This window comes from Microbacterium sp. LMI1x-1-1.1 (assembly GCF_040676205.1).
Classification (GTDB): domain Bacteria; phylum Actinomycetota; class Actinomycetes; order Actinomycetales; family Microbacteriaceae; genus Microbacterium; species Microbacterium aquilitoris.
In genome coordinates this window covers 595203-621497 of the sequence record NZ_JBEGHM010000001.1, presented here as the reverse complement: position 1 = coordinate 621497, position 26295 = coordinate 595203, and the positions used below count along the sequence as shown (strand labels likewise).

The 26295-nt window shown below is 70.0% G+C and carries 31 protein-coding genes; 14 read left to right on the top strand and 17 right to left on the bottom strand.

What is annotated here, in order from left to right; genetic code table 11:
- The first annotated feature begins 31 nt into the window (after positions 1-31).
- Together MRBLMI1x_RS03100 and sufU are read left to right on the top strand one after the other, a co-directional pair.
- A complete protein-coding gene (locus MRBLMI1x_RS03100; RefSeq protein ID WP_363455920.1) occupies positions 32-1327 on the top strand; it encodes a SufS family cysteine desulfurase in 1296 nt (431 codons plus the stop codon).
- On the top strand, positions 1324-1785 hold the full coding sequence (gene sufU / locus MRBLMI1x_RS03095; RefSeq protein ID WP_018187890.1) for a Fe-S cluster assembly sulfur transfer protein SufU: 462 nt from the start codon (positions 1324-1326) through the stop codon (positions 1783-1785). The genes MRBLMI1x_RS03100 and sufU overlap by 4 nt, the downstream gene beginning before the upstream one ends.
- Positions 1786-1818: 33 nt before the next feature.
- On the opposite strand, the gene MRBLMI1x_RS03090 is transcribed toward sufU, so the two are convergent.
- The 4 genes from MRBLMI1x_RS03090 to MRBLMI1x_RS03075 all read right to left on the bottom strand — a co-directional run bounded on the left by MRBLMI1x_RS03090 (position 1819) and on the right by MRBLMI1x_RS03075 (position 4440).
- Positions 1819-2787, bottom strand: a complete 969-nt coding sequence (locus MRBLMI1x_RS03090) for an SRPBCC family protein (RefSeq protein ID WP_363455915.1) — start codon at positions 2785-2787, stop codon at positions 1819-1821.
- A gap of 22 nt (positions 2788-2809) precedes the next feature.
- On the bottom strand, positions 2810-3151 hold the full coding sequence (locus tag MRBLMI1x_RS03085) for an ArsR/SmtB family transcription factor (protein ID WP_363455912.1): 342 nt from the start codon (positions 3149-3151) through the stop codon (positions 2810-2812).
- A 61-nt stretch (positions 3152-3212) separates the two neighbouring features.
- Positions 3213-3506, bottom strand: coding sequence for a metal-sensitive transcriptional regulator (locus tag MRBLMI1x_RS03080; RefSeq protein WP_363455909.1), 294 nt, complete (start codon positions 3504-3506; stop codon positions 3213-3215).
- Between the two features lie 577 nt (positions 3507-4083).
- Positions 4084-4440: a hypothetical protein gene (locus MRBLMI1x_RS03075; protein ID WP_363455906.1), complete on the bottom strand. Its 357-nt coding sequence runs from the start codon at positions 4438-4440 to the stop codon at positions 4084-4086.
- 158 nt (positions 4441-4598) lie between these two features.
- Here MRBLMI1x_RS03075 and MRBLMI1x_RS03070 point away from each other — a divergent pair, with 158 nt between their 5' ends.
- Positions 4599-5921 carry an HNH endonuclease gene (locus MRBLMI1x_RS03070; RefSeq protein WP_363455903.1) on the top strand — a complete coding sequence of 441 codons (1323 nt, stop codon included), beginning with the start codon at positions 4599-4601 and terminating at the stop codon, positions 5919-5921.
- Between the two features lie 16 nt (positions 5922-5937).
- On the opposite strand, the gene MRBLMI1x_RS03065 is transcribed toward MRBLMI1x_RS03070, so the two are convergent.
- Positions 5938-6276 (bottom strand): TraR/DksA family transcriptional regulator, encoded by a 339-nt coding sequence (locus MRBLMI1x_RS03065; RefSeq protein WP_363455900.1) that lies wholly within the window; start codon positions 6274-6276, stop codon positions 5938-5940.
- 98 nt (positions 6277-6374) lie between these two features.
- Here MRBLMI1x_RS03065 and MRBLMI1x_RS03060 point away from each other — a divergent pair, with 98 nt between their 5' ends.
- Entirely contained in the window at positions 6375-6569 is a 195-nt protein-coding gene (locus tag MRBLMI1x_RS03060) for a hypothetical protein (protein ID WP_363455897.1), read from the top strand.
- Here MRBLMI1x_RS03060 and MRBLMI1x_RS03055 read toward each other — a convergent pair.
- Positions 6557-7099: a septum formation family protein gene (locus MRBLMI1x_RS03055; protein ID WP_363455894.1), complete on the bottom strand. Its 543-nt coding sequence runs from the start codon at positions 7097-7099 to the stop codon at positions 6557-6559. The genes MRBLMI1x_RS03060 and MRBLMI1x_RS03055 overlap by 13 nt on opposite strands.
- 51 nt (positions 7100-7150) lie before the next feature.
- On the bottom strand, positions 7151-7738 hold the full coding sequence (locus MRBLMI1x_RS03050) for a septum formation family protein (RefSeq protein WP_363455891.1): 588 nt from the start codon (positions 7736-7738) through the stop codon (positions 7151-7153).
- Between the two features lie 137 nt (positions 7739-7875).
- Here MRBLMI1x_RS03050 and purL point away from each other — a divergent pair, with 137 nt between their 5' ends.
- From purL to MRBLMI1x_RS03035, 3 genes are read left to right on the top strand one after another with little or no spacing between them, the layout of a single operon-like run.
- Positions 7876-10209 (top strand): phosphoribosylformylglycinamidine synthase subunit PurL, encoded by a 2334-nt coding sequence (gene purL / locus MRBLMI1x_RS03045; protein ID WP_363455887.1) that lies wholly within the window; start codon positions 7876-7878, stop codon positions 10207-10209.
- A complete protein-coding gene (locus tag MRBLMI1x_RS03040; RefSeq protein WP_018187880.1) occupies positions 10206-10340 on the top strand; it encodes a hypothetical protein in 135 nt (44 codons plus the stop codon). The genes purL and MRBLMI1x_RS03040 overlap by 4 nt, the downstream gene beginning before the upstream one ends.
- A gap of 8 nt (positions 10341-10348) precedes the next feature.
- Entirely contained in the window at positions 10349-11080 is a 732-nt protein-coding gene (locus MRBLMI1x_RS03035) for a YqjF family protein (protein WP_363455884.1), read from the top strand.
- 6 nt (positions 11081-11086) lie between these two features.
- On the opposite strand, the gene MRBLMI1x_RS03030 is transcribed toward MRBLMI1x_RS03035, so the two are convergent.
- Positions 11087-11485: a DUF4259 domain-containing protein gene (locus MRBLMI1x_RS03030; protein WP_363455881.1), complete on the bottom strand. Its 399-nt coding sequence runs from the start codon at positions 11483-11485 to the stop codon at positions 11087-11089.
- 83 nt (positions 11486-11568) lie between these two features.
- Here MRBLMI1x_RS03030 and MRBLMI1x_RS03025 point away from each other — a divergent pair, with 83 nt between their 5' ends.
- A complete protein-coding gene (locus MRBLMI1x_RS03025; RefSeq protein WP_018187877.1) occupies positions 11569-12435 on the top strand; it encodes a hypothetical protein in 867 nt (288 codons plus the stop codon).
- Positions 12436-12445: 10 nt separating this feature from the next.
- Positions 12446-13198 (top strand): hypothetical protein, encoded by a 753-nt coding sequence (locus MRBLMI1x_RS03020; protein WP_018187876.1) that lies wholly within the window; start codon positions 12446-12448, stop codon positions 13196-13198.
- Between the two features lie 13 nt (positions 13199-13211).
- Here MRBLMI1x_RS03020 and MRBLMI1x_RS03015 read toward each other — a convergent pair whose 3' ends face one another.
- From MRBLMI1x_RS03015 to MRBLMI1x_RS03005, 3 genes are read right to left on the bottom strand one after another with little or no spacing between them, the layout of a single operon-like run.
- On the bottom strand, positions 13212-14132 hold the full coding sequence (locus tag MRBLMI1x_RS03015; RefSeq protein WP_020097649.1) for a glycine betaine ABC transporter substrate-binding protein: 921 nt from the start codon (positions 14130-14132) through the stop codon (positions 13212-13214).
- Positions 14133-14183: 51 nt separating this feature from the next.
- Positions 14184-15110, bottom strand: a complete 927-nt coding sequence (locus MRBLMI1x_RS03010; protein WP_311868657.1) for an ABC transporter permease — start codon at positions 15108-15110, stop codon at positions 14184-14186.
- Positions 15110-16408 carry a quaternary amine ABC transporter ATP-binding protein gene (locus tag MRBLMI1x_RS03005; RefSeq protein ID WP_363455876.1) on the bottom strand — a complete coding sequence of 433 codons (1299 nt, stop codon included), beginning with the start codon at positions 16406-16408 and terminating at the stop codon, positions 15110-15112. The genes MRBLMI1x_RS03010 and MRBLMI1x_RS03005 overlap by 1 nt, the downstream gene beginning before the upstream one ends.
- A gap of 380 nt (positions 16409-16788) precedes the next feature.
- Between MRBLMI1x_RS03005 and MRBLMI1x_RS03000 the strand changes: the two genes are divergently transcribed.
- The 5 genes from MRBLMI1x_RS03000 (at position 16789) to MRBLMI1x_RS02980 (ending at position 22061) form a co-directional block, all read left to right on the top strand.
- Positions 16789-17955, top strand: coding sequence for a MalY/PatB family protein (locus MRBLMI1x_RS03000; RefSeq protein WP_363455873.1), 1167 nt, complete (start codon positions 16789-16791; stop codon positions 17953-17955).
- 142 nt (positions 17956-18097) lie between these two features.
- Positions 18098-18475, top strand: a complete 378-nt coding sequence (locus MRBLMI1x_RS02995; RefSeq protein WP_116227837.1) for a GntR family transcriptional regulator — start codon at positions 18098-18100, stop codon at positions 18473-18475.
- Complete coding sequence (locus MRBLMI1x_RS02990) at positions 18472-19368, top strand: ABC transporter ATP-binding protein (protein ID WP_363455870.1); 897 nt, start codon at positions 18472-18474, stop codon at positions 19366-19368. The genes MRBLMI1x_RS02995 and MRBLMI1x_RS02990 overlap by 4 nt, the downstream gene beginning before the upstream one ends.
- Positions 19365-20063 carry a hypothetical protein gene (locus MRBLMI1x_RS02985; protein ID WP_363455867.1) on the top strand — a complete coding sequence of 233 codons (699 nt, stop codon included), beginning with the start codon at positions 19365-19367 and terminating at the stop codon, positions 20061-20063. Before MRBLMI1x_RS02990 ends, MRBLMI1x_RS02985 begins: the two co-directional genes overlap by 4 nt.
- 96 nt (positions 20064-20159) lie before the next feature.
- Positions 20160-22061: an alpha-amylase family protein gene (locus tag MRBLMI1x_RS02980; RefSeq protein ID WP_363455865.1), complete on the top strand. Its 1902-nt coding sequence runs from the start codon at positions 20160-20162 to the stop codon at positions 22059-22061.
- Positions 22062-22156: 95 nt separating this feature from the next.
- On the opposite strand, the gene MRBLMI1x_RS02975 is transcribed toward MRBLMI1x_RS02980, so the two are convergent.
- Genes MRBLMI1x_RS02975 through MRBLMI1x_RS02950 form a run of 6 tightly spaced genes read right to left on the bottom strand, consistent with a single transcriptional unit; the run spans position 22157 to position 26288 of the window.
- Complete coding sequence (locus MRBLMI1x_RS02975; RefSeq protein ID WP_018187867.1) at positions 22157-22447, bottom strand: chorismate mutase; 291 nt, start codon at positions 22445-22447, stop codon at positions 22157-22159.
- 41 nt (positions 22448-22488) lie between these two features.
- Positions 22489-24030, bottom strand: a complete 1542-nt coding sequence (locus MRBLMI1x_RS02970) for an alpha-L-fucosidase (RefSeq protein ID WP_363455861.1) — start codon at positions 24028-24030, stop codon at positions 22489-22491.
- A gap of 53 nt (positions 24031-24083) precedes the next feature.
- Complete coding sequence (locus MRBLMI1x_RS02965) at positions 24084-24848, bottom strand: ComEA family DNA-binding protein (RefSeq protein WP_363455858.1); 765 nt, start codon at positions 24846-24848, stop codon at positions 24084-24086.
- Positions 24845-25351: a hypothetical protein gene (locus MRBLMI1x_RS02960; RefSeq protein ID WP_363455855.1), complete on the bottom strand. Its 507-nt coding sequence runs from the start codon at positions 25349-25351 to the stop codon at positions 24845-24847. The genes MRBLMI1x_RS02965 and MRBLMI1x_RS02960 overlap by 4 nt, the downstream gene beginning before the upstream one ends.
- On the bottom strand, positions 25348-26085 hold the full coding sequence (locus tag MRBLMI1x_RS02955; RefSeq protein ID WP_363455852.1) for a 4Fe-4S single cluster domain-containing protein: 738 nt from the start codon (positions 26083-26085) through the stop codon (positions 25348-25350). The genes MRBLMI1x_RS02960 and MRBLMI1x_RS02955 overlap by 4 nt, the downstream gene beginning before the upstream one ends.
- Entirely contained in the window at positions 26082-26288 is a 207-nt protein-coding gene (locus MRBLMI1x_RS02950) for a DUF2997 domain-containing protein (protein WP_018187862.1), read from the bottom strand. The genes MRBLMI1x_RS02955 and MRBLMI1x_RS02950 overlap by 4 nt, the downstream gene beginning before the upstream one ends.
- Between the last annotated feature and the right edge of the window lie 7 nt (positions 26289-26295).

Here is a 26295-nt window from a genome sequence, read left to right as displayed (position 1 = left end):
CGGTGACCCGCCACCGGCGTAGCCTAGGGGGGTGACTTCTCCCGCCCTGTCCGAGCCCGCCACGCTCGACGCCACCCGGTTGCGCGAGGACTTCCCGATCCTCCAGCAGGAGGTCAACGGGCATCCGTTCGTGTACCTCGATTCCGCTGCGACGAGCCAGAAGCCGCGTCAGGTGCTGCAGGCCGAATACGATTTCCTGACCCGCAGCAATGCCGCCGTCCACCGCGGTGCGCACACGCTCGCCGCCGAGGCGACGGACCTGTTCGAGGATGCCCGGGCCGCCGTCGCGCGCTTCGTCGGCGCCCGCGAGGAGCAGCTCGCCTGGACGAGCGGTGCGACGCAGGGGCTCAACCTCGTGGCCTACTCGATCGGCAACGCGACGCTCGGGCGGGGGGCACCGGCATCCGCTCGGTTCGCGCTGCAGCCCGGCGACGAGATCGTCGCGACCGAGGCCGAGCACCACGCGAACCTCATCCCGTGGCAGGAGCTCGCCGCGCGCACCGGCGCCGTGCTGCGGCACATCCCCGTGCAGGACGACGGCCGGCTCGACCTGGATGCCGCCGCGCAGATCATCGGCGAGCGCACGCGGATCGTCGCGTTCTCGCACGTGTCGAACGTGCTCGGGATCGTGAACCCGGTCGCCGAGATCGTCGCCCTCGCGCAGGAGGTCGGCGCGCTGACGGTGCTCGACGCCTGCCAGTCGGCGCCGCACATGCGGCTCGACCTGCCCGCCATGGGCGTCGATCTCGCCGTGTTCAGCGGGCACAAGATGCTCGGCCCGTACGGCGTCGGCGGCCTGTACGGCCGCAGCGACGTGCTCGAGGCTCTGCCGCCGTTCCTCACCGGCGGGTCGATGATCACGACCGTGACGCTCGACGAGGCCGGCTACCTGCCGCCGCCGCAGCGGTTCGAGGCGGGCACGCAGCCGATCGGTCCCGCGATCGGCCTCGCGGCCGCCGTGTCGTACCTGGAGGATGCCGGCATCACCGCCGTCCACGCGCACGAGGCCCGGCTCGCGGCCCGGATGCGCGAAGGGCTCGTCGACATCCCCGGCATCCGTCTGCTCGGAGACGCCGAGGGCGCCGAGCGCGTGGGCCTCTGGAGCTTCGTCGTCGACGGCGTGCACGCGCACGACGCCGGCCAGTTCCTCGATGCGCAGGGCATCGCCGTCCGCGTCGGACACCACTGCGCCGCTCCCCTGCACCGACGGTTCGGCGTGACGGCATCCGTCCGCGCCTCGGCCGCCCTGTACAACACCGACGCCGATGTCGATGCCCTGATCGATGCCGTCAGCGGCATCCGGTCCTACTTCGGAGTGAACGAATGAACGGTCTCGACTCGCTGTACCAGGAGCTCATCCTGGACCACTCGAAGCACCCCCACGGGCAGGGCCTGACTCCGGAAGAGGGCCGCACGGCGAGCTCGCACCAGCACAACCCGATGTGCGGCGACGACATCACCCTGCGGGTGCGCGTCGACGAGGCCGGTGAGCGCATCGTCGACCTGTCGTGGGAGGGCTCGGGCTGCTCGATCTCGCAGGCGTCCGCGTCGATGCTCGCCGCGCTGATCGAGGAGGACGGCGGCGACGCCGGCCTGCCGCGCGAGGACGCCGTGAAGCTCATCGACGGGTTCCGCGAAGCGCTGCGCTCGCGCGGCACGATTCCGCTCGACGAGGAGACCTTCGCCGACGCCGCAGCGTTGTCGGGGGTGTCGAAGTTCTCGGCCCGCGTCAAGTGCGCGATGCTCGCGTGGGTCGCACTCGAGGACGCCCTCGCCCGGGCCTGAGCCGGCGGACGAGGGCGTCGTCTCGGAGGCGCGTCACGCCGCCTGCAGCACCTCGCGCTCGAGTCGAGCGTAGGACGCTTCCATGCCGTCGGCCATGCCGGTGGCGAGGATCATGTCGCGGGTCTCTTTGTCGGGGTACTCGATGAGGAGCGTCAGCAGCGTCGCGCCGTCCTCCTCGTAGAACTGCAGGTCGTTCGTCGTCGACGGACCCTCCATGCCGATCATCTTCTCGGTGCTGACCGAGCGGCGCGGCTCGTCGAGGAGCAGGGTCTCGCCCTCGAAGCCGAAGCGTGTCTCGGGTTGACCGTCCTGTTCCCACACCGTCCGATAGTGCTGGCCGACGACGCACTCGACCATCGACCACCCGTCGGGCCCCAGCATCCACTTCTTCATCAGGTCGGGATCGTTGTGAGCGCGCCACACGAGCTCGCGCGGACCGTCGACGAGGCGGGTGATGCGGACGTGGACGTCGTCGAGCAGCTCGACGTTCGTCCCCTTGCCCTGGAACCAGTCGCGCAGGTCGTGGAGCACGGTGTCGAGCTGGCTCATCGCCAGGCGCGACCCCTCGACGGCGCCCATCGCGACGACCTGCTCGAGCGCCTCGACCGAGGTGAAGTACGTGATGTTCGAGAGCCGCGAACCGGTCGCGGTCTCGTCGAACGAGAAGCGCATCCGCATGGACGGGAACTCGGCGAGCGGCTCGCCGTTCTCGTCGGCGAACGCGTCGAGGACCTCGAAGCCGCGGCCCTCGTCGATCGCGAGGAACTCCCACGTGCCGCGGGAGGTCTCGCCCGTCGGGCTCGTCATCGCGTAGTGCGCGTGACCGCCGACCGTGAAGTCGAAGGCGGTGAAGGTGGCCGGCCACCCTGGAGGGCCCCAGAACCGCTCGAGCTGTCGCGGCTGCGTGAACGCACGCCACAGCCGGCCGACGGGGGCGTCGACGTCGGCCGTGAGCGTCATGGTGAGGTTCTCGGTGTCGGTGGTGATGTCGGTGACGGGCATGTCTCACTCCTTCGTGGATCGGTCAGTGCTCGGGCTCGGCCAGCAGTGCGTCGAGTCGGTCGACGCGGGAGCGCCAGAGGTCTTCGTAGCGGCCGAGCAGCGCACGGGCGCGGGCGATCATGTCGGGGTCCGCTCGGACGAGACGCTCGCGGCCCTCGGCGCGCTTGACGACCAGTTCCGCCGCCTCCAGGACGGCGACGTGCTTCTGGACGGCTGCGAACGACATGTCGTAGTCCGCGGCGAGCGCGGAGACGGACTGCTCGCGTTCGAGCGTGCGACGCAGGATGTCGCGCCGCGTCGCCGTCGCCAGGGCGTGGAAGACGCGATCGATCTGATCATCGCTGAGCTCCGTTTGTGCAACCATTTGGTTGTACGTTAGAACAGCGGATGCCTCGCGTCAAGAGGTCCCGGTGTCGGCGGGCCGATCAGGCCAGGGAGAGGAAGAGCTTCTCCAGCTCATCGGGGTCCAGGTCGGCGGATCCGTCGGGGTCGGTCAGGCACTCCCGCAACGCCGTCGAGATGACAAGGAACCCGGCTCGATCGAGCGCTTTGGACACGGCGGCGAGCTGCTGGACGACGTCGCGGCACGAGGCATCCCCCTCGACCGCGGTGATCACTGCGGCGAGCTGGCCCTGCGCGCGCTTGAGGCGATTGACCACCTTGCGCTTCGCCTCGGCATCGTGCGTGTCCGGATCGCCGACCTGTGCAGCCTCATCCATGTCGGCATCCTCTCGTTCTCGTCGAAGTGCCACTCACTATACCCCCCTGGGTATTAGTTTGGAGGCTTCGGGCCGATGGTGCACGAAAGAGGTGGCCGTGTTCGTCGACCTCAGCCGCGGCATCCACGTCTCGCAGGACCTCCGGACATACGCGGATGTCGCGCCGGCGCGGACGGTCGAATGTGAGCAGCAGGCGCGGGTATCTCGCTCGCATCGGTTTTCCGCACCAGGCTGTCTTCGCGCGGAGCGAGGGTCAGTTGTGAGAGGGACTGTAAGACGAGGCATCCGTTCTCGCGCTGGTGCGCCGCGGAGCCAGCGTCCTCGAACCGGACCTCTGTGGGCACCTCAACCCGGAGCACCGGCGCACGCTCCGCCGCCTGTCGTGGATGAGGGCGGCACTCCTGCGGATGCCCGGGGTTCGGGCTCGTGGACGTGCCGCGCGGCGCCGCGTGCTGAGCCGACCGCGCAGATCAGCGCGGACGTCCACGGGTGCGCTGTGTGCGACGAGCGCGAGCTGCGGACTCGGGCCGTCTCGGCCGCAGACCCCGCGACGTGCGCGGCGTGCAACCCGTGAGGGTCAGGCGTCGCCCGTGATGCCCCATCGGTCGGTCGGAAATTGCCCGGTCTGAAGGTCCTCGATGGCGTCCAGCACCTCGCTGCGATCGAGCACGTACTCGCGGGGGTAGTCGATCGCCTGGTCTCCGACGGTCAGATCGATCGTGTCGTCATCGTCATCGTCGTCGTCCTCCGTCGCCGCAGCGGCCGGCGAGATCGCGTTGACGATGCGCGTTCCCGACGGGTTCTGCGCGGTGAGGACGTACCTGTCGGGCCCACCGCCGATCATGACCTCCCACTCGCCGATGCGGTGCGTGATGAGGGTGTTCGCGATGCCGTCGAGGTCGTCGAGCCCCCACGGGTCAGTCTCGTCCGTCACCCCGCCATTATGAGACGTCAGCCAGTGCGTCGCCATCGTGTTCTTCGGTGCGGGGCCTTTCACGGGTGAGACGTTTCTCATCTGCGGGCCTGTTCGCGGCGCGTGATCTCGTTGGTTTTCGGGGTCTCGATGTCGGAGGTTGGTGGCAGAGTGCAGGTATGACGGAAGCGATGGAAAACCCCGGTGGTGAGGCGTATCTCGCCACCATCGCGGGGATCGTTGCGGACGTCGAGGACGTTGCTGTCGAACTCGCTCGCGCACAGATCCGGGAGCTTCGAGTACTCGCCGCGGCGGGTCGGTTGGCCGAGGAGCAGGGCGCGCACCCGAACGCGAAAGTGACCCTCCACGACATGGTGCTGCGGTCGATCTCAGCCGAAGTCGCCGGGGCGATGCGGACCACCGACCGGACAGTGCAACGCCGCATCGGGGAAGCCCGGGTGACGATCGAGGGGTTCCCGGCGGCGGTGGCGGCGTGGGAGTCCGGCCGGATCGTGCGCGGGCATGTGAAGGCGATAGTCGAGACCGGGCTGAACCTGCCCGCAGAGTTATGGGCGGAGTTCGAGAAGGTCGCGATCGAACGGTGCGAAGGTGAGACACCGAACCGGGTTCGAGGTGAGCTGGAGATCCTCGCCCACCGGATGCATCCACGGACCTTCGCCGAACGGCACGAGGAGGCGGCCGCGGGGCGGTGCGTGCGGTTGATCCCCGGGCGGGACGGAATGTCGGACCTGATAGCGACCCTCCCAACCGTGATTGCTGAAGGGATCCACGACCGGCTGACGCAGCAGGCGCGGGCGATCATCGATACTCGGGACGATCGCAGCACGGGCGAGAACGCCGACGTCGCCGCGACCGATGCGCGCACCACCGATCAGGTCCGCGCGGACGTGTTCGCCGACCTTCTCCTCGCGGGGACACCAGCGCTTGATGACACTCGTGACACGAGCGCCGGGCCGCTAGGCGCGATCCGCGCGCGGGTTCAGGTGCTCGTGCCGGCCGCCACACTCGCCGGTGCCGACGACGGGCCGTGCGACCTGACCGGCCGCTCCCCCATCGATCCCGCAACCGCCCGCACGCTCGCCGGGGCGACGCAGATCTGGGAGCGCCTGTTCCACGACCCCACCACCGGAGTCACCGTCTCAACCGACTCCTACCGGGTGCCGTCCGGGATGCGCAGATTCCTGCAAGCCCGCGACCAGCACTGCCGGTTCCCCGGCTGCCGGGTCGCCGCGATCCGGTGCGAGGTCGACCACACCCACGATCATGCGCTCGGCGGGCGGACAGAACTGTCCAACCTCGCCCACCTATGCCAACGGCATCATTCGATGGAGCAGTTCACCGCCTGGAAAGTGCGACAACTGAAGGGTGGTGTCCTCGAATGGACCTCACCCCTCGGCAGGATCTATCGCGAAGACGCACCCACCCCGGCCGTCGCCTTCACACCTGCCGCCACATACCCCGGCGACCCCGCACCCTTCTGAACCGCTCCGCCGCGCCTCAGTCGAGAGACGCACACGCGACGCACATCGTCGCCTGCGGCCGAACCTCCAGCCGGGCCTCGGGGATCGGACGACCGCACCGTTCGCACACCCCGTAGGTGCCGGCATCCACTCGCGAGAGCGCCGCCGCGACCTGCGCCAGTTCGTCACGGGTCGACGAGCGCAACGCATCGACCCGCTGCCACTCCCCCGACAGTGTCGAACCCTCGGGGTCGTGCTCGTCGTCGGCCGTCGCATCCGATCGGTCGACGCGCAACGCCGCATCGTCGGCATCGAGCCGGGCCAACTGCGCCTGCAGCTCCCGCTCGCGCGCACGCAACCGCTCGATCGAATCCATCCGGTCAGCGTAGGCCTACCCACCGACCCGGCGACCGTCAAGACCGTCGCGGCACCGGCATCCGCCCTCCAGAGTGGGGTGCAACGGAAGGAGCCCTCATGGCTGACAACGACGGCACCACGCACGACGACCCCGAAGAGATGCCCGACACGGAGGAACTCGAGGAGCCCAGCGTCGCGAAGGAGCCCGGCGAGGAGCCGAAGGCCTCGACTCCGCAGGATGGCGAGCCCAGTCACCACGCCGTGGGCATCGGCGTCATCGACTCCGACCCGGACGACTCTCAGGACGACTGACGGCCGTCGTCGGCGGCGCTGCCCGTCACGCTCACGCCCTCGTCACCGATGAAGCACTGCACCATGCGGTCCTTATCGATGCCGTCCCACCCGCTCTCGGTCGGCGTGTAGAACGAGTACTCGAGTAGGGAGTCCTCCCAGGGTTGTCCGACGAAGTCTTCGAAAGCCGGCAGACAGCCCTCATCGGCCGCTGTCGCTGTCCCGTCCTCACCGGGATAGTCACCGGCGGGAAGCACGAACACGTGGTAGACCTCGTAGGTGTGCGGGTCGCCGCACGGGATCGCCCGCACGACGTACACCGAATCCTCCGTGGCCCGAGGATGCACGGCGTCCGATTCGTCGAAGCAATCCCCCGCGACGAGATCGAACACGTCGAGTTCACCGCCGACCGTGATCACGCCGGAGGTGTCACGGTAGACCGCGCCCGAAAGCTGGTAGAGCGCGGCTTCCGAGCAGCCGGACAGCAAGGGGACCGCGACGACCACCCCCACCGCTCCGAGCGCAAGCGAGCGTCGGCGATGTGTCGACATGGGTCCCCCAGGAGTACGCATCGAACTGATGGCGTCAGAGTATCGGAGCCGTCACGAGGCGGTGCGACCCGAGCCCTCCACGCTCCAAGAGATCGTCTCGTCGTCGTAGCCGACCGCGCATCGGACCAGCCGGTCGCCGTGCGCCCACGACTCGGCGACAGGCGGGTAGTACCAGTAGTCGAGGGTCGAATCCTCATACGATTCGCCGACGAAATCGTCGAACGCGTCATAACAGACCTCGTCCGCCGCCTCGCCGACCTCGTCGTCGCCGGGGAACTCCGCCGTCGGCGACATCGCATCGGGGAAGTGGGATGCCCCGAGGTCGCTCTTCGCGTACAACTCGAATGAGTGCGGATCGTCGCATGGGATGAGCAGGACCGGCCACGGGCCGTCGCCGGCCATCCCACCCTCGGCGTAGGGATCGTCGAAGCAGTCGCCCACTCCGAGGTATTGGAACGCCATGTCGTTGTCGGTGTCCTCCACCTCCACAGGCGGCTGCGGCGGCGCCTCCTGCGCCCGCACCATCGCGCCCGCGACCGCGAGCGCGACCTGACTGCATCCCGACAGCACGGGTGTCATCGCCACGGCGACGACGACGGCAGCGACGATGAGCCGGCGCCGCGAGTGACGTATCGACATGATTCCCCCAGGAGCGCTCGTCGAGCTGACGGCGTCAGCGTATCGGAGCGCGGCCCTCGCAGACACGACGGGATGCCGGTGCCCCGCCGATAGGATGAGGGCGTCCCCCGGCATCCCGAGTCTTGGAGCCCAGCCGCGTGAGCACCCCAGTCACCCCCTCCGTCGCAGACACCGTCGAGAACGCCATCGCCACGCCGGAGCGGGAGCAGCCCTACGGCGCCCTCGGCCTGAAGCCCGATGAGTACGACAAGATCCGCGAGATCCTCGGCCGGCGCCCCACCTCGGGCGAGCTGGCGATGTACTCCGTCATGTGGAGCGAGCACTGCTCCTACAAGTCCTCGAAGATCTACCTGCGCCGCTTCGGCCAGAAGGTCTCGGACGAGATGAAGGAACGGCTCATGGTCGGCATGGGCCAGAACGCCGGCGTCGTCGACGTGGGGGAGGGCTGGGCCGTCACCTTCAAGGTCGAGTCCCACAACCACCCGAGCTACATCGAGCCGTTCCAGGGCGCCGCGACCGGCGTCGGCGGCATCGTCCGCGACATCATCTCGATGGGCGCGCGCCCCGTCGCGGTCATGGACCAGCTGCGCTTCGGCGACATCGACGACCCCGACACCGCCCGCGTCGTGCACGGCGTCGTCAGCGGCATCAGCTTCTACGCGAACTGCCTCGGCCTGCCGAACATCGGCGGCGAGACCGTCTTCGACAAGGTCTACCAGGGCAACCCGCTCGTCAACGCGCTCGCGGTCGGCGTCCTCCGCCACGAGGACATCAAGCTCGCCAACGCCACCGGCGCCGGCAACAAGGTCGTCCTGTTCGGCGCCCGCACCGGCGGCGACGGCATCGGCGGCGCCTCGATCCTGGCGTCCGACACCTTCGCCGACGGCGGCCCCACCAAGCGTCCCGCCGTGCAGGTCGGCGACCCGTTCGCCGAGAAGGTGCTCATCGAGTGCTGCCTCGAGCTCTACCAGGGCGAGCTCGTCGAGGCCATCCAGGACCTCGGCGCCGCCGGAATCTCGTGCGCGACGAGCGAGCTGGCCGCCAACGGCGGCTCGGGCATGAAGGTCGACCTCGAGAAGGTGCTGCTGCGCGACCCGTCGCTCACGCCCGAGGAGATCCTCATGAGCGAGAGCCAGGAGCGCATGATGGCGATCGTCGCTCCCGAGAAGCTCGACGCGTTCCTCGCCGTCGTCCAGAAGTGGGATGTCGAGACGAGCGTCCTCGGCGAGGTCACCGGAGACGGCCGCCTGCAGATCTTCTGGCACGGCGAGCAGATCGTCGACGTCGACCCCTCGACCGTCGCGGTCGACGGCCCCGTCTACGAGCGTCCCGTCGCCTACCCGACCTGGATCGACGCGCTCCGCGAGGACTCCGCCGCGTCCCTCGAGCGCAGCGATGACCCCGAGGTGCTGCGCGAGCAGTTCCTGAAGCTCCTCGGCAGCCCGAACCTCGCCGACACGTCCTGGGTCACCAACCAGTACGACTACTACGTCATGGGCAACACGGCCCTCAGCTTCCCCGACGACGCCGGCATGATCCGCGTCGACGAGGAGTCGGGTCTCGGCTTCGCGATCGCAACCGACTGCAACGGCCGTTACTGCCAGCTCGACCCGTACGCGGGTGCGCAGCTCGCCCTCGCCGAGGCGTACCGCAACGTCGCCGTCACGGGCGCCGAGCCCACCGCCGTCACCGACTGCCTCAACTTCGGCAGCCCCGAGAACCCCGAGGTCATGTGGCAGTTCGGGCAGACCGTCGACGGTCTCGCCGACGCCTGCTTCGAACTCGGCGTCCCCGTCACGGGCGGCAACGTCAGCTTCTACAACCAGACCGGCGACCAGCCCATCTTCCCGACCCCCGTCGTGGGCGTGCTCGGCATCATGGACGACGTCTCGCGCCGCATCCCCAGCGGCTGGCAGGATGCTGGCGAGAACATCTACCTGCTCGGTACGACCTCCACCGAGCTCGACGGCTCGGCCTGGGCCGACACGATCCACGACCACCTCGGCGGTCGCCCGCCGAAGGTCGACCTCGCCGGCGAGAAGACCCTCGCGGGCCTGCTGCAGGCCGCGCGCGACGAGATGCTCGTCTCGAGCGCGCACGACCTGTCGGCCGGCGGCCTCGGTCAGGCTCTCGCCGAGGCGACGACCCGGTTCGGCGTCGGCGCCCGCGTGTGGCTCCGCGAGATCATGGAGCGCGACGGTGTGGATGCCGCGACCGCCCTGTTCAGCGAGTCGACCGGCCGCGTCATCGTGTCGGTGCCGCGCGAGGAGGACGTGAAGTTCCGGGGCCTTTGCGAGGGACGCGGCTACCCCGTGCTCCGCATCGGCGTGACCGACGACGCCGCCGAGGGCGAGCAGGCGGCCCTCGAGATCCAGGGTGTCTTCACCGTCCCCGTCGCCGAGCTCCGTCAGGTCTCGAAGGCGACGCTTCCCGCCGCCTTCGGAGCCATCGTCGACGAGGCCACCGCGTGAGCGACGACCCGGAATACGCCGACTTCGTCGGGCGCAAGCGCGCCCGCACGAAGGTGGTCGCGTGGACCGTCATCGTCGCGATGGTGCTCGTGGGCGGCGGCGCGACCGTCCTCACCCTGCTGTTCGGCTGACCCGGACCATGGATGCCACCGCGCCTGCCCTGCCGGGTCGCGCGGTGCTGCAGCAGCGCTGGAGCGGCGCCTGCTTCCTGCACTGGCGGGTCGATCCGGCACGGGTCGAACCCCACCTGCCGCCCGGAACTGAACCCGACCTCTTCGACGGGTCGGCGTGGGTCGGGCTGATTCCGTTCGTCCTCAGTGAGTTCCGCTTCCTGCCGCTGCGCCCGGTCCCCTTCGTCGGCCGGTTCGTCGAGATCAACGTCCGCACCTACGCGAAGGATGCCGACGGCCGCCGCGGCGTCGTCTTCCAGACCCTCGAGGCCGAGCACCTCCTGCCGGTCCTCGGCGCGCGTGCCGTCTTCGGCCTGCCGTACCGCTGGGCGAAGGCCGCGATGCGAACGGACGGCGACGCGCTCGAGTACGCCTCGCGGCGGCATCCGGGGTTCGGTGACCGGACGCGCACCCGCATCCGCGTCGTCCCGGGGACCGAGGTCGTCGACGACGATCTGAGCCGCTTCCTCACGGCACGCTGGGGCTTCCACGAGCGGCACCTCGGCCGCACGATCTGGGCCGCCAACGAGCACGAGCCGTGGCCGCTGGTGCGCGCCGAGGTCGAGCGTCTCGACGACGGCCTGCTGGCGGATGCCGGCTTCCCCGACCTCGCCGACCGCGCGCCGGACTCGGTGCTCGCGATGCCCGCACGGCATCCCGGCGTCGTCACGCGCTTCTCGGGCGCCCAGCGGGTGCGCTGACGCGCGTCAGGCGGGGAGCGCGTCCCGCAGCCGCGCGAGGGTCGCCCGCCAGTCGTCGATCTCGTCGGACTCATCCCAGAGTTCGGCGAGCTCGGAGTCGCCGCCGACCTTGTCGAGCGCGGCGCGCGCCAGTGCCACGACGGATGTCGGCGGCGCGCCGACCCGCGCGAGGAAGCCTTCCACCGACTCGGCGTCCTCCTCCTCCGAGAGCGGAAGACCGGAACCGTGTGCGACCACGGCGGCCGCCGCGACGGCGATGGCGTCGCGGTCCGCGTCGTCCTCATCACCCGCCGCGTAGCCCTGCAGGACGTCGGTGACGAAAGCCCACGAGTCCGCCTCGTCGAGTTCCCACGCCCAGTCCGCGGCGGTGTCGTTGCCGAACGGTTCCTCGCTCCATGTGCCCATGCGGCAGAGCGTAGCGAGCCCGAGCGACATCCCGACATCCGATCCCTGGGAACGCGACCATCCGTCGCGGCTAGCATGGCGGCATGCAGCTCTGGATCGTGGGGGTCGGAGCCGCGCTGGCGGAGTTCTGGTGGGTCGCACCCGCCGCCGCAGGTGCCGGCGCGGTCGGGTTCGTCGGCGTCCGCCGCGGCCGGACGACCCGCGCCCGGCGCCTCGGGCTCACGGCCGCCCAGCATGAGCTGCAGCAGGCCCGATCCGACGCGGTCAGCGCGCGCGCCGCAGCGCGCGTCGCGCAGGCGGAACTCACCCGCGCCGAGGCCGAACGCGCCGTCGGCCGCGCCCACCCCGACGACGTCCGCACCGCGCGGCGCGCACTCGAGACGGCGCAGCGCGCCAAAGCCGCGGCGATCGCGACCATCCGCGTCGCCCGCGCCCGCGTCGGCGCCGAGCGCGCCGCCGTCCCCGCCCGCGGCACCGACCCGAAGCACCTCCCCCTCGCGCGCCTCATGGCCGCGCACGACGCGATCGCCGCACGCTGGATGGAGTACGAGACGGATGCCGCCCGCCGCCTCGCCTTCCCCGCGCTCAGCGACGTGCGCGTCCCCGCCACGGCCGAGTTCCTGCGCCTCGAGGGAATCGCCCGCGAGCACCGCCCGGCATCCGCCACCGCCACCCTGACGCCCGAGCAGTTCTCGACCTACCGGGCTGCCGTCGACGACACCGGGCGCGCGTTCGCCGCCGCGGAGCAGGAGGCCTGGCGCCTCGCCGGACACCGACCCGACGACGCCCCCGCGGACCACTCGACCGCTGCCCGCTGGACGATCGTCGCGACCGAGGCGATCGCCCGCTCGGTGGACGGGATCTCGCGTGCCGCCGAGGGCGCGGCATCCGCTCTGGACGCCTACCGCTCACGGCGGGACGGTCGCGACCGCGACCAGCACCGCCCGTAAGGTGTAGCGAGTGACCGATTTCTGGCAATTCGCGGGCCACTACTGGTGGCTCGTGTTCCCGCTGTTCGGGCTCGCCTCCGCGGCGAGCGGATCGTTCGCCGCGTCGTCGAAGCGGCGACACAAGCAGCGCCTCGAGATCATGAAGGCCAAAGCCGAACTCACGGCGGCGCGCGCGGCGGCCAAGCGCGGCATCGGGTCGGCCTCCGCCGCCGAGATCGACGCCCCCTCGCAGTCCGTCGCGGACCAGGCCGACGACCTGCGCGCCGTCCACGACGAGGTCACGCACCGCTGGCTCGACTACGAGCTCGACGTCGCCAAGCTCATCGCGTTCCCGTCGATGAGCAACGGGCGCGACCCCCTCACCGCCGGGTTCCTCCGCGCCAAGAAGATCGCCGACCGCGCCCGCCCCGCCGACGGCTCGAAGCCCACGGCCGAGCAGGTCGCCGAGTACCGCCGGGCCGTCACCGACTTCGAGGTCGCCTTCGACCTCGCCGAGCGCGAAGCGCGTCGCACCCGTGACTCGGGACTGACGGATGCCGAGCGCAAACGGCTCGCGACGGCATCCCGCATGCTCGCCGTCGCCACCGATGACGCCGCGACGCCGGCGGAACGCCACCTCGCCTATCAGCGCGTTCGCGAGGAGATCGACGGGCTCATCGCCCTGTCGGATGAGGCGGTCGAGGTGCTCGAGAAGAAGGTCGCCCAGCCGCTGACCGAGCGCCCGAACGACAACGGGGACCCGGCCGAAGCCGGATCCCCGTGACCTCACCGACCGATCAGTCGGTGACGATCGTGTCGTAGGCGTCGGGGTTCTTCGTCAGCCACTCGTCGATGGCATCGGCGTACTTGCCCTCGCCGTACTTATTGACGACGGTGTCCTCGAGGCTCGCGTACTCCTCATCGTCCAGCTTGATGCCGGCGATGAGCTTCGCCGCCTCGGGGTTCTCCTCCTTGAAGCCGTCGGTCGCGAGGAAGTGCAGGGCCTCAGCCTCGCCCATCGCGCCCTTCGGGTCCTCGAGGTCCTTCAGGTTGTACTTGTCGTTGGCCCAGAACGGACGCCACGACGTCACGACGATGTCGCGCTGCGCGGCCTCGGCGCTGTCGAGCTCGGTGAGCATCGCCGCCGTCGACGACGTGACGAGCTGGTAGGTGTCCTCCAGCCCGTACTCGGGCAGCATCGACTCCTGCGTCTGCTTCGTCAGACCAGCGCCGGGCTCGATGCCGTAGATCTTGCCGCCGAAGCGGCTCGCGTTCGCCTTCAGCTCATCGATCGAGTCGATGTCGACGTAGTCGGGCACCGCGATCGTCAGCTTCGCGCCCTCGTAGTACGCACCGAGGTCCTCGATCTGGTCCTTGTACTGGTCCATGTAGGACTTGTGGGTCAGCTCGGGCCAGGCCGACGGGTAGATGTCGACGTCACCCTGCGCGAGACCGGCGTAGAGCGGTCCCGCCTCGGTGAGCTCCTGCATCTTGACCGTGTAGCCGACCTTCTCGAGCTGGTCCTGGAGCAGGTACGCGGTGCTGAGGCCGTCGGTCCACGAGGGCAGGTAGCCGAGCGTGATGGTGCCGAGGTCGCCCTCGCCACCCCCGTTGGATCCGCCGCCGTTCTCGACGTCGTTGCCGGTCGCGCAGCCGGCCAGGGCGAGGGATGCCGCAGCGCCGATCGCGAGGATGCCGGTCAGGTGTCGCTTGTTCATGTGTGCCTTCCGTATGTGATTGCTGGTTCCGTATCGAGCAGGTCAGGTGGGTCAGACGCCCACGGGCTCCGGTGCGGGAGTCGGGGTCGAGACGCGAGCGTCCTTCGGTGCGCGACGACGCGCGATCGCACCGAGCAGCGAGCCGCGCTGCGTCTTCAGAGCGCCGAGGGCTCCCGTCAGGCGGTCGAGGTAGACGGCGAGGATGACGACGCTGAGGCCGGCCTCGACGCCCTTGGCGATGTCGACGGTCGACATGGCCTGGACGATCTCCTTGCCGAGGCCGTCGGCGCCGGCGATACCGGCGATGACCGCCATCGACAGGGCCAGCATGATCAGCTGGTTGACGCCGGCCATGATGCTCGGCATCGCGAGCGGCAGCTGCACGCCGCGGAGGATCTGGCCCGGGGTCGCACCGAACGCGTGGCCGGCCTCGACCGTCTCGCTGTCGACGCCGCGGATGCCGAGCTCGGTCAGACGCACGCCCGGGGGCAGCGCGAAGATGACGGTCGCGACGACACCGGGCACGACGCCGATGCTGAAGAACACGATGGCGGGGATCAGGTAGACGAACGCCGGCATGCTCTGCATGAGGTCGAGCACGGGGCGGAGGATCGCGCTGAACGTGTCGTTGCGGGCCGCGGCGATGCCGAGGGGCACGGCGATGACGACGGCGATGATCGCCGCGACCAGGACGAGCGCGAGCGTCTGCATCGAGGTCACCCACTGGCCGACCCCGAGGATGAGGACGAAGCCGACGACCGTGCCGATCGCGAAGCGCCACGAACGGAGCACCCAGGCGAGCGCCGCGAAGATCACGATCACGGCGACGATGGGCAACGACAGGAGACCGTTCGCGAGCGCGTCGACGAACCAGCCGACGACGGCCGAGACACCGGACAGCAGCCAGCCGAGCGTGTCGCGGATCCACGCCACGCCTGCTTCGGCCCACTCACCGATCGGGATGCGGAAACCACCCATCAGCGCACCTCCTCCTTCTCGGTGGCCGGTCCGTCGACCGCGCCGCCGGCCAGTGCCTCATCGATCACGGAGCCGGGCACCGGGTCGAGGATCACGGGGATCTCCGTCGTCTCGGTCGTCGACGGGCCGAGCGCGGTGAGCAGCGTGATGCGCGGGATGACGCCGACGAGGCGACCCTCGGCATCCGTCACCGCGAGCGGCAGCGGCGACTCGGCAGCGGGGACGAAGAGGTCCATGAGGACGTCGTCCTGGCCGACGGCCTGCGGCACCGGCCGGAGCGCGGAGGCCAGCGAGCTCTCGCCGCGGCGGACCAGCTTGAGCGCGTCGCGGTCGCTCACCATGCCGATGAGCTTGCGGCTGCGGTCCGTCACGTAGACGGCGGCCATGCGGGCGTCGCGCATGGTGCGCAGAGCCCGGCGGGGGCCGGCGGCATCCGTCACCGAGACGGAACCCGGACGCTCCATGACGTTGGCGGCGGTGAGGACGCGAGCGCGGTCGACGTCCTGCACGAACTGCTCGACGTAGTCGTTGGCGGGGTCGGTGAGGATGTCCTCCGGCGTGCCGATCTGCACGATGCGGCCGTCCCGCATGACCGCGATCCGGTCGCCGAGGAACATCGCCTCGTTGAGGTCGTGCGTGATGAAGATGATCGTCTTCTGCAGCTTGTGCTGCAGCTCGAGCAGCTGCTCCTGCATCTCGCGACGGATGAGCGGGTCGAGCGCGCTGAACGCCTCGTCCATGAGCAGGATGTCGGTGTCGGCGGCGAGCGCACGGGCGATGCCGACGCGCTGCTGCATGCCTCCCGACAGGGCCGACGGCAGCTTGTCGCCCCAGCCCTCGAGGCCGACGAGCCCGAGGATCTCCTCGGCCTTCGCGAGCCGCTCGGCCTTGCCGACGCCCTGCAGTTCGAGCGGGTAGGCGACGTTCGCCGCCACCGTGCGGTGCGGCAGCAGCGCGAAGTGCTGGAACACCATGGCGATGCGCTCACGACGGATGCCGCGGAGCTTCGCGGCCGGGATGCCGGTGATCGGCTCGCCGTGCACGAGCACCTCTCCGCCGGTCGCGTCGTGCAGCCCGTTGAGCATGCGGATGATGGTGGACTTCCCCGAGCCCGACAGGCCCATGATCACGAAGATCTCGCCCCGCTCGACGCGGAAGCTCGCGTCGATGACGGCGGCGGTCCCGGCATCGCGGACCTGGTCTCGGGGTTCCCCGGCCTTCAGGCGCTTGACCGCCTGGCCGGGATTGCGTCCGAAGACTTTGAACAGATTCTTCGCTTCGACAGCGGCAGTTGTCACGTGCTTCCCTCGGCGGGCGCGCACGCGTCCGCATCGGTAGCGCCCGGGTGGCGATCACCGGCATCCGCACGAGCGAAACCTCACTCGAGTGCAGAGCTTCGGCGACGAACATCGGGTCCATCGCCCAGACCGCCGACCATACGTCCGCTCGTCACCACGCCCTGAGGCGCCGGCTCGAACGGCCGCGGACTGGTCGTCGAGGGCACGAGGCCCACGTTCGACGGTAACGAAGTCGGTTGACGTGGATCAAATCGAGCCACCCCCTTGACCTCCTCCCGAAGCGCGGATATCACGCGCGCGCACCCGCCGCGAGAGCACCCCGTCCACGCCCGCGGGGGTGCAGAGTGGAGGGAGTCCACCCGGAATGAGGAGCACCACGCATGAGCGATTTCGCCCGACGCATCGACGCCACGACGATCGACCACCTGAGGTCGACGGGCGCCACGAAGTGGTCGGCCGACGACGGGTCACTGGGTGCCTTCGTCGCCGAGATGGACTTCGGGATCGATCCCGCGATCACGGCGGCTCTCCACCGCGCGGTCGACGCCGGGTCGTTCGGGTACATGCCCAGGGGGATCAGCTCCGATCTGTCCGAGGCGACCGCCGAGTTCGTGGCGCGGCGGTACGGCTGGCAGGTCGCGGCATCCGACGTCCAGCCGGTTCCCGACGTGATCATGGGACTCGAGCTGGCCATGGAGCACTGCTCCGCGCCGGGCTCGAAGATCATCGTGCCCACGCCGTCGTACATGCCGTTCCTCTTCGTGCCCCCGATGCGCGGACGCGACGTCATCGAGGTGCCGCTCGCCGTCCGCGACGGGCGGTACGAGTTCGATCTCGATGCCCTGCAGCGCGCCTTCGACGACGGCGGGAACCTCCTGCTGCTCTGCAACCCCTACAACCCCGTCGGCCGCGTGTTCTCGCGGGACGAGCTGATCGCGATCTCGGAGGTTGTGGAACGCAACGGCGGGCGCGTCTTCTCCGACGAGATCTGGGCGCCTCTCGTCTACAGCGGATCGACCCACACCCCCTATGCGACGGTCTCCCGCGCCGCGGCCGCGCACACGATCACGGCGATGAGCGCCTCGAAGGCGTGGAACCTCCCCGGGCTCAAGTGCGCGCAGCTCGTGCTCACGAACGACGCCGACCGCGAGACCTGGGAGAGGCTCGGCCCGTTCGCCGGGCACGGAACCAGCAATCTCGGCGCCATCGCGAACGCCACGGCTTACCGCGAAGGCGACCCCTGGCTCGCCGACCTCGTGCCCTACCTCGAGCACAACCGCGACACCCTGCTCGACCTCGTCGCCGAGGAGATCCCCGACGCATGGATGCCGAAGCCCGAGGGGACGTACGTCGGGTGGATCGACCTCCGCGCGGCCGGGCTCGGCGATCGCCCCGCCGAGCTCCTCACCCGCGAAGCCGGCGTGGCGCTGACCGAGGGGTCGATGTGCGGCGTCGCCGGCACGGGTTTCACCCGGCTGATCTTCGCGACGCCGCGACCGATCCTGGAACAGATCGTGCGCCGGGTCGGCGCCGCCGTCCGGGGCTGATCCGGGGCTGACTTCTCTGACGACGAACCCCGCGGCACCCATCAGGGGTCGCGGGATTCGTCGCATCCGGCTGTTGACAGCGTCGAGGTTCAGTGGTTACCTACTCATGTAACTAACCAACGAACGAGAACGCGGAGTCGGAATGGTCGACGAAGGACGCCCGCTCTTCCTGCAGATCGCAGAGAGCGTCGAGGACTCGATCATCGACGGCAGCCTGTCCGAGCAGGAGCAGGCTCCGTCGACGAATGAGCTGGCGGCCTTCCACCGCATCAATCCGGCCACCGCGGCGAAGGGAATCGCGATGCTCACCGACAAAGGCGTCCTCGTGAAGCGCCGCGGCATCGGCATGTTCGTCGCCGACGGCGCTCGCGAGCTGCTCCTCACCGAACGGCGTTCGGCCTTCGCCGACCGCTACCTCGACCCCCTGATCGCCGAGGCACGCAAGCTCGGCCTCGGCCCCGATGACCTCGCGCGCCTGCTGACCGAGCGCGCCACGACCACGAAAGGAACGTCACGATGACCGCCGTCATCGAGGTGAAGAACCTCACCAAGCGTTACCGCGACACCACCGCCGTGGATGACATCTCGTTCACGATCGAGCGCGACGCCATCTATGGCCTCCTCGGCCGCAACGGCGCAGGCAAAACGACCGTGATGTCGATCCTCACGGCGCAGAACTTCGCCACCGCGGGCGATGTCCGCGTCTTCGGGGAGGCCCCCTACGAGAACGCCGCCGTCCTCAGTCGGATGTGCTTCGTGCGCGAGAGCCAGAAGTACCCCGACGACGCGACGCCGACGCACGCCTTCCGCATCGCCCGGCTGTTCTACCCGAATTGGGACCAGGGGGCCGCCGACCGGCTGATCCGCGAGTTCCGCCTGCCGATGAAGACGCGCATCAAGAAGCTCTCGCGCGGCCAGCTCTCGGCCGTCGGCGTCATCATCGGCATCGCCGCCCGCGCCGAGGTCACCTTCTTCGACGAGCCGTACCTGGGGTTGGATGCCGTCGCCCGCCAGATCTTCTACGACCGCCTCCTCGAGGACTACGCCGAGCACCCGCGCACGATCATCCTCTCCAGCCACTTGATCGACGAGGTCGCCAACCTCCTCGAGAAGGTCCTCGTCATCGACGCCGGCCGCATCGTCATGGACGAGGACACCGAGTCCATCCGGGGACGCGCGTCGACGATCGTCGGCGAGACCTCCGTGGTCGAGGAGTTCGTCGCGGGTCGCGAGGTCATCCACCGCGAGAGCCTCGGACGCACCACGAGCGCCACCCTCCTCGGCGCGCTGAGCTCCGAGGACCGCGCCGAGCTCTCGCTGGCGGGCCTCGACGTCCTGCCGGTCTCGCTGCAGCAGCTCATCGTGCGGCAGACGCAGAACGCCGTCCACACCGACGAAGGAGCACTCCGATGAACCGCACCCTCAACGTCGTGCGCATGCAGCTCGTCAACCGCGCCACCTTCATCTGGGTGCCGCTGATCGTGCTGGGCGGCACGCTCGCCATCAGTCTCCTCATCTTCGGCATGCTCTCGACGAGCGCCATCGACACCACGACGATGTTCGGCGGCGGAGCGCAGGCTCCGCTCTGGTACTTCCTGGCCGTGGGCGTCCAGGCACTCACCCTGAGCTTCCCGTTCTCGCAGGCCATGAGCGTGACGCGGCGAGAGTTCTACCTCGGCACGCTCCTGACCGCCGCGCTGACCTCCGTCGGTCTCGCTGTGATCTTCGTCATCGGCGGGTTCATCGAGCAGGCCACGCGCGGGTGGGGCATGAACGCCTACATGTTCCGCCTCACCTGGATCTGGTCGCAGGGGCCGCTCGTGGCAGGGCTGTTCTTCGCCGTCGTCGCGATGCTGTTCTTCGTCGTCGGCTTCTTCTTCGCGACCGTCTACAAGCGCTGGGGCAACCTCATCCTCACCGTCCTGCTGATCGGACTCGGGCTGGTCCTCGTCGGCGGCCTCTGGATCGTCGGACGGATGGATGCCTGGGGTCCGGTGTTCACCTGGTTCGGCTCGCTGACCCCGATCGCCCTGACGGGTGCACTCGTCCTCGTCACCGCCGCTCTGTCGGCCGTCTCGTACGGGACGCTCCGACGAGCCATCGCCTGAGGACGACACCCTCCGACGGCCGCGGCCGGGGATCGCCTGGCGCGATCCCCGGCCGCGATACGATTCGATCCACTCGACAGGGCGGTGGGGAGCACGATGGCACGTCTGACACCGGGTACGCAGAATGACAGGGATGCCGCCGTCGCCGCCGCATCCGCTGCGTCAGGCCGACCCGACCCGGAGTTCGACGCTCGCCTCGACGACGTGTTCCCCGTCCTGCACGGCCTGTTCCTGCAGCTCTACGGCGAGCGCGAGGACGGCCAGGAGGCCCTTGCCGACGTCATCGCCGCCGCCGCCGCGAGCTGGCGCGACCGCCCCGCCGATCTCAAGGCCCTCGACCGGCGACGCCTCGCCGACCCGTACTGGTTCCTGTCGGAGAAGATGCTTGGCGGCGTCTGCTACGTCGACCGCTACGCGGGGTCCCTCCGCGGCATCCGGGATCGCATCCCGTACTTCCAGGAGCTGGGTCTCACCTACCTGCACCTGATGCCGCTGTTCGATTCCCCCGAGGGCAACAACGACGGCGGCTACGCGGTGTCGAGCTACCGCGCGGTCGACGACCGCCTCGGCACGATGGAGGACCTCGCCGCCCTGTCGGCGGAGCTGCGCGGGGCGGGGATCTCGCTCGTCGTGGACTTCATCTTCAATCACACGAGCAACGAGCACGAGTGGGCGCAGAAGGCGATCGCCGGCGTCCCCGGGTACGAGGACTTCTACCTGATCTTCCCCGACCGCACGATGCCCGATCTCTACGAGCAGACGGTCCGCGAGATCTTCCCCGACGACCACCCCGGCGCGTTCGTGCAGCTGCCCGACGGCCGCTGGATCTGGGCGACGTTCTACCACTTCCAGTGGGACCTCAACTATGCGAACCCGGCGGTCTTCCGCGCCATGGCGGGCGAGATGCTGTTCCTCGCGAACCAGGGCGTCGAGGTGCTCCGCATGGACGCCGTCGCGTTCATCTGGAAGCGGCTCGGCACCACCTGTGAATCGCTTCCCGAGGCGCACCTGCTGCTGCAGGCGTTCAACCAGGTCCTCGCCCTCGGTGCCCCGTCGGTGCTCTTCAAATCCGAGGCCATCGTGCACCCGGACGAGGTCATCACCTACATCTCGCCCGACGAGTGCCAGCTCTCCTACAACCCGCTGCAGATGGCGCTCGGCTGGGAGGCGCTGGCGACCCGCGACGGACGCCTCCTGCAGAAGGCGCTCGACGAGCGGCACGCCCTGCCCGCCGGCACCGCGTGGGTGAACTACGTCCGCAGCCACGACGACATCGGCTGGACCTTCGCCGACGAGGATGCCGCGACCCTCGGCATCGACGGTTACTCGCACCGCCGGTTCCTCAACGACTTCTACGTGGGGCGCTTCGACGGCACGTTCTCGCGCGGCGTGCCGTTCCAGGAGAACCCGAAGACCGGCGACGCCCGCGTCGCGGGGACCACGGCGTCCCTCGCCGGCGTCGAGGCTGGCGACCCGGGCGGCGAGGACCGCGTCATCCTGGCGCATGCGCTCGCGCTGTCGACCGGCGGCATCCCTCTGCTCTATCTCGGTGACGAGCTCGGGCAGCTCAACGATCACTCGTACCTCGACGACCCCGCGCACGCCGGCGACAGCCGCTGGGTGCACCGTCCCGCAGCGGATGCCGCGGCGTTCGCCGCGCGGCACGACACCGCCACGGTCGCGGGGCGCATCCACGCCCGGCTCACCGCGCTCATCGCGGCCCGCCGCCGGACGCCCGAGTTCGCGGGCAATCCACTGACGCCGTTCCACACGCCGCATCCGTCGGTGGTCGGGTTCCAACGCGTCGGCGCCGGCGTCGTGCTCGTGCTCGCGAACGTGGGGGACGACGCGGTGACGGTCGGCCGAGAGACGCTCTCGGGGTTCGAGGCGACAGCGATCGACGTCGTCACGGATGCCGCCGTGGATCTGACCGACGGCCTCGAGCTCGCGCCGCACGGCGTCCGCTGGCTGCGGGTACAGCGTCAGCGGATGCAATAGATTCCGCGCGGCGCGCCGCGGCATCCCTCGCCTGATTGGCGTGTCGCCGCCGAAACTGTTGCATCCGCTGGCGGGTCGCGTCGAGGACCCGTCCGTCAGCGCTCTTCGGCGGCCTCGGTGTGGTGTCGGATGACCTCGGCGACGACGAAGTTGAACCACTTCTCGGCGAACTCGGGGTCGAGGTCCGCCTCTTCGGCGAGGCGTCGCAGGCGCGCGGTCTGCTGCTCCTCGCGCGAAGGATCGGATGCCGGCATGCCGTGCTCCGCCTTGAGGACGCCGACCTGCTTCGTGCAGCGGAATCGCTCGGCGAGCATGAACACGAGGGCGGCGTCGATGTTGTCGATGCTGGATCGCAGGGTCTGCAGCTGGACGTTCGGGTCGGTCATGATTCCTCCGGCGACGAGAGTACCGCGGTCGGTGATGAGACTCAGCCGTGCAGGAAGTCCTTGCGCGCCGGCTCGTGCACGGGCTCGAGCCAGAGCTTCACGACGACCCCGACGGCGGACGGCGGTGTCTCGGGCAGCGTGACGCGGAGGGCGTCGGCATCCTGGGTCCATTCGGCCGAGCCCGCGCCGAGCACCGTGAGCTCCGCGATGCGGCGTCCGAGCAGACCGCTCGAGCGTCCCCACGAGCGGATCGACGCGACGCCGTCCTCGGGCCAGCGGAGCACCGTCGCGTAGACGTAGTCGCCGGTGACGTCGGTGCGGGTCGTGAAGCGGACGTCCTCGGACGTGTACGGCGCGAACGCGTCGTCGATCATCGACCCCGCGACGACCTCGGTGGGTCCCTCGCCGGGGATGAGCCAGGGCCGGGTCCCGAAGATCGCCTCGCCGTTGACGGTGAGCCAGTCGCCGATCCCCTCGAGCATCTCGCGCTCGGCCGGGGCGATCGTGCCGTCGGCCTTCGGCCCGATGTTCAGCAGCAGGTTGCCGTTCTTTGCGACGACGTCGACGAGTTCGCCGATCAGGTCGTCGACGCTCTTGTAGTCGTGGTCCTCGATCCAGCCCCACGACGTCTTGCCGACCGAACTGTCGTTCTGCCACACGTCGGGGCGGATGCCGGGCATCGCCCCGCGTTCGATGTCGTAGACCGCGCTCCCCTCGGCGAACGCCGTCCACTTGTAGTTGATGACGACGCCGCGGCCCCACTCGGCCGCACGGTTGTAGTAATACGCCGCGAGCATGCGGATGTAGGGCTCGAAGGCGGGCTGCTCGAGCCACCAATCGAACCACAGCACCTGCGGCCGGTATTTGTCGATGATCTCGACGGTGCGCAGCAGCCAGTCCTCGAGGAAGAGCTCGTTCGGCGCGGTCTCCTCGCGCTGGGCGGGCCCGTACAGGTCGAAGAAGCGCGCATCGCGGACGTCGGAGTCGAACCGCATCCCGCCGTTCTGGAAGAACCAGTGCTCGGCACGGTGCGAGGAGGCCCCGCGCACCATCCACGCGTCGTCGACGGCCGTCATGAGGTCGCCGAACACGTCGCGTCTGGGCCCCATCTGGGCCGCGCTCCACCGCGACCGGTCGGTGTCGTACATCGCGAACCCGTCGTGGTGCTCGGCGACGGGCACGACGAACTGGGCGCCCGCGCGGCGGAACACCTCGGCCCACTCGGCCGGGTCGAAGCGGTCCATCGTGAACGAGGGGATGAAGTCCTTGTACCCGAACTGATCGTGCGGCCCGTAGGTCGCGCGGTGGTGCTCGAACGCGCGATCGGCTTCGAGGTACATCGTGCGCGAGTACCACTCGCCCTGGGCGGGGACCGAGGGGATGCCCCAGTGGATGAAGATCCCGAACTTCGCATCGCGGTACCAGAGCGGCGGTTCGTACGCCCGCAGCGATTCCCACGTCGCGTCGTACGGGCCGGCGTCGATGACGTCCTGCACCGCGGCGATCGCCGCCGAGTTGTCGCTGACGTCGACCCGAGGGGGGAGGGATGCCGGGTCGAGGGGCTCGAGAGGGGAGTCGGCCATGCCCCCGATCCTGGACCCCGCGCGACCGAATTGCAACGTTGGAAAAGCGTCGGTCAGAGATCCACCCGTCGGCCGAACCGGCGTTCGCCGCGGGGCCGGGGCGAGCAGGTCGCCACCGATCGCAGTCGGACGATCTCGTGCGGCTGCAGGCCGGCGGCCTCGCCGAAGTCCTCGAGCGAGGTGAACCCGCCGTTCTTGCCGCGCGTCCGCACGGCGCGACGTGCCTTGGTGCGGGAGAGGCCCGGCAGCTCGGCCAGCTCGTCCGCCGTCGCGTTCTGCACGTCGACGGGTTCGGCCGGCTCCGCCGTCTGCAGCAGGTCGGCGGACGACGCGCCGACCGAGGCGGCCAGGCGCGTCGCCTCGGTCGAGCGCGTCGGAGCCGCGGAGCGGGTCGAGGCCGCAGAGCGGGCCGAGCCGGAGGATGCCGCGGTCGTGGCGCGCTTCGAGGACCGCTGGGTGGATCGCCGTCCGCGCGAGCCGTGGGTCGATGTTCGCGCCGCTCCCCGCGACGTGCGGGCCTCCCACCGCGACCGCAGCCACCCGGGGTTCAGGATGAGTGCGAAGACGATGCCCCCGAGGTGGGCGACCGCGTTGACCATGCTGGTCAGCCCGCCCCAGAGCTCGGTGATCACGGAGATGTACAACAGCCCGCTCACGGCGGTCGCCACGAACGCGGCACGTCGACGAGAGACCAGCCCCACGATGAGGAAGCCGATCCACGCCGACCCCGGCCCGAAGAAGACGAGGAGGAGCCACGAACTGACGCCGAGCAGCCAGCCCCAGCTCGGCACCCCGCCGTCGCGGGCGGGCGTGCTCACGCGTAGTCCCGCACGTTCAGCACCATCGTCACGGTGTCATCCTCGTCGCGCGTCTCGGAGACGAGTTCGAACCCCGCCTGATCGGCGCGGGAGCGGATGCGCTCGGCGACCGCACGCTGTACGTGACGGGCGTAGGCGGCATCCACTCGCATCATGAGGGCGGTCGCCTCGGCCTCGGTCACCTCGTGGCCGTCGAGCCGCGACAGGTGGGCGCCCCAGACCCCGTCGTCGGTCCGCGACATGACGATCTCGACGCCGTCGATCGTCGCCGTCAGCACCCCGTCGACGAGCGCGGCATCCGCCCCGCCCAGGTCGGCGAGCGCGGCCGCGAGCAGGTCGGGGTCCTTCATGCGGGTCTGCACGGCGATCGGGACGGCCTCCGACTCGCCGCGGGGGCCGGACGTCGCCCGCGAGTTCAGGGCGATCGCGCCGAGGGCGCCCGTACCGCCGACGGCCGCGGCGGCGGCGAGGGCGGCGGGGAGGAGGATCAGCGAGATGCTCATCGGGAGGTTCCCTTTCTGATGGATGCCACGCGGTCACCGCGCACGCCCAGATCGTCCAGCAGGTCGGCGAGCGCGGCATCCGTCGCCCACCCGTTGACGGCGACGGCGCCGTCGGCGGAGATGCGCACTTCGAGGGCGTCCCGGCCGCCGTCGCGCGCGATGCGGTCGACCTCCGCGGCGTACCGGGGCGTGAGGGCGCGGATCGACTGGTTCTGCGACCCGATCCACGGCCGGCGCGTGTCGGGGAGGTCGGCGAGGTACGGTCCGTCGCACAGCAGGTCGGTCGCGGCGAGCAGGCGCGCGACGCCGTCGCGCTCCGCGGCCCAGGCCTGCAAACGGTCCAGCGTGTACCCCGAGAACGCCATGACGCCGAGTCCCGCGTCGCGGAACGCCTCGGCGACCGTGGCGAGCGCGTCGGCCTGATCGAACGGCTCGCCGCCGAGGAGTGTCACGCCGTCGGCGCCGGCGGCACGTGCGTCCTCGACCCACCGCGACGCGAGATCGGCGGGGTCATCGAGCAGCGCCCCCCGCTCGGCCCACATGTGCGGGTTGAAGCATCCGGGGCAGCGGACCGAACACCCCTGCACCCACACCGCCGCCCGCAGCCCCGGGCCCTCGGCCGCGGTGGCCGGCACGAAACGCGACCACCGCAGCGCTGCACCGCCGCGCGGGGGCGACGTCGTCCCGAGGAGGCTGCCCTCCCCGCCGACGCCGAGCGACTGGGTGACGATCACCGGTCCCGATCCTCCTGCACGAGGGAATCGGATGCCGCCGACGCGACGCGCGTGTAGTCCTCGGTGAACTGCGACGAGGCCGTTTCGGCGTCGAGCAGCGCCTCGAGCTGCTCGATGTAATCGAGGCACTCGGCCCCCGTCATCCCGAAGGTCTCGGCCGCGACCGACCCGTCGGAGCGCAACTGCACCACGAGCTTCTTCATGTCCGAC

Coding starts and splice junctions, on each gene's coding strand:
- sufU (WP_018187890.1), top strand. CDS start 1,324: ATGAACGGTCTCGACTCGCTGTACCAGGAGCTCATCCTGGACCACTCG.
- MRBLMI1x_RS03090 (WP_363455915.1), bottom strand. CDS start 2,787: ATGCCCGTCACCGACATCACCACCGACACCGAGAACCTCACCATGACG.
- MRBLMI1x_RS03085 (WP_363455912.1), bottom strand. CDS start 3,151: ATGGTTGCACAAACGGAGCTCAGCGATGATCAGATCGATCGCGTCTTC.
- MRBLMI1x_RS03080 (WP_363455909.1), bottom strand. CDS start 3,506: ATGGATGAGGCTGCACAGGTCGGCGATCCGGACACGCACGATGCCGAG.
- MRBLMI1x_RS03070 (WP_363455903.1), top strand. CDS start 4,599: ATGACGGAAGCGATGGAAAACCCCGGTGGTGAGGCGTATCTCGCCACC.
- MRBLMI1x_RS03065 (WP_363455900.1), bottom strand. CDS start 6,276: ATGGATTCGATCGAGCGGTTGCGTGCGCGCGAGCGGGAGCTGCAGGCG.
- MRBLMI1x_RS03060 (WP_363455897.1), top strand. CDS start 6,375: ATGGCTGACAACGACGGCACCACGCACGACGACCCCGAAGAGATGCCC.
- MRBLMI1x_RS03055 (WP_363455894.1), bottom strand. CDS start 7,099: ATGTCGACACATCGCCGACGCTCGCTTGCGCTCGGAGCGGTGGGGGTG.
- MRBLMI1x_RS03050 (WP_363455891.1), bottom strand. CDS start 7,738: ATGTCGATACGTCACTCGCGGCGCCGGCTCATCGTCGCTGCCGTCGTC.
- MRBLMI1x_RS03035 (WP_363455884.1), top strand. CDS start 10,349: ATGGATGCCACCGCGCCTGCCCTGCCGGGTCGCGCGGTGCTGCAGCAG.
- MRBLMI1x_RS03030 (WP_363455881.1), bottom strand. CDS start 11,485: ATGGGCACATGGAGCGAGGAACCGTTCGGCAACGACACCGCCGCGGAC.
- MRBLMI1x_RS03025 (WP_018187877.1), top strand. CDS start 11,569: ATGCAGCTCTGGATCGTGGGGGTCGGAGCCGCGCTGGCGGAGTTCTGG.
- MRBLMI1x_RS03015 (WP_020097649.1), bottom strand. CDS start 14,132: ATGAACAAGCGACACCTGACCGGCATCCTCGCGATCGGCGCTGCGGCA.
- MRBLMI1x_RS03010 (WP_311868657.1), bottom strand. CDS start 15,110: ATGGGTGGTTTCCGCATCCCGATCGGTGAGTGGGCCGAAGCAGGCGTG.
- MRBLMI1x_RS03000 (WP_363455873.1), top strand. CDS start 16,789: ATGAGCGATTTCGCCCGACGCATCGACGCCACGACGATCGACCACCTG.
- MRBLMI1x_RS02995 (WP_116227837.1), top strand. CDS start 18,098: ATGGTCGACGAAGGACGCCCGCTCTTCCTGCAGATCGCAGAGAGCGTC.
- MRBLMI1x_RS02990 (WP_363455870.1), top strand. CDS start 18,472: ATGACCGCCGTCATCGAGGTGAAGAACCTCACCAAGCGTTACCGCGAC.
- MRBLMI1x_RS02985 (WP_363455867.1), top strand. CDS start 19,365: ATGAACCGCACCCTCAACGTCGTGCGCATGCAGCTCGTCAACCGCGCC.
- MRBLMI1x_RS02980 (WP_363455865.1), top strand. CDS start 20,160: ATGGCACGTCTGACACCGGGTACGCAGAATGACAGGGATGCCGCCGTC.
- MRBLMI1x_RS02975 (WP_018187867.1), bottom strand. CDS start 22,447: ATGACCGACCCGAACGTCCAGCTGCAGACCCTGCGATCCAGCATCGAC.
- MRBLMI1x_RS02970 (WP_363455861.1), bottom strand. CDS start 24,030: ATGGCCGACTCCCCTCTCGAGCCCCTCGACCCGGCATCCCTCCCCCCT.
- MRBLMI1x_RS02960 (WP_363455855.1), bottom strand. CDS start 25,351: ATGAGCATCTCGCTGATCCTCCTCCCCGCCGCCCTCGCCGCCGCCGCG.
- MRBLMI1x_RS02950 (WP_018187862.1), bottom strand. CDS start 26,288: ATGAAGAAGCTCGTGGTGCAGTTGCGCTCCGACGGGTCGGTCGCGGCC.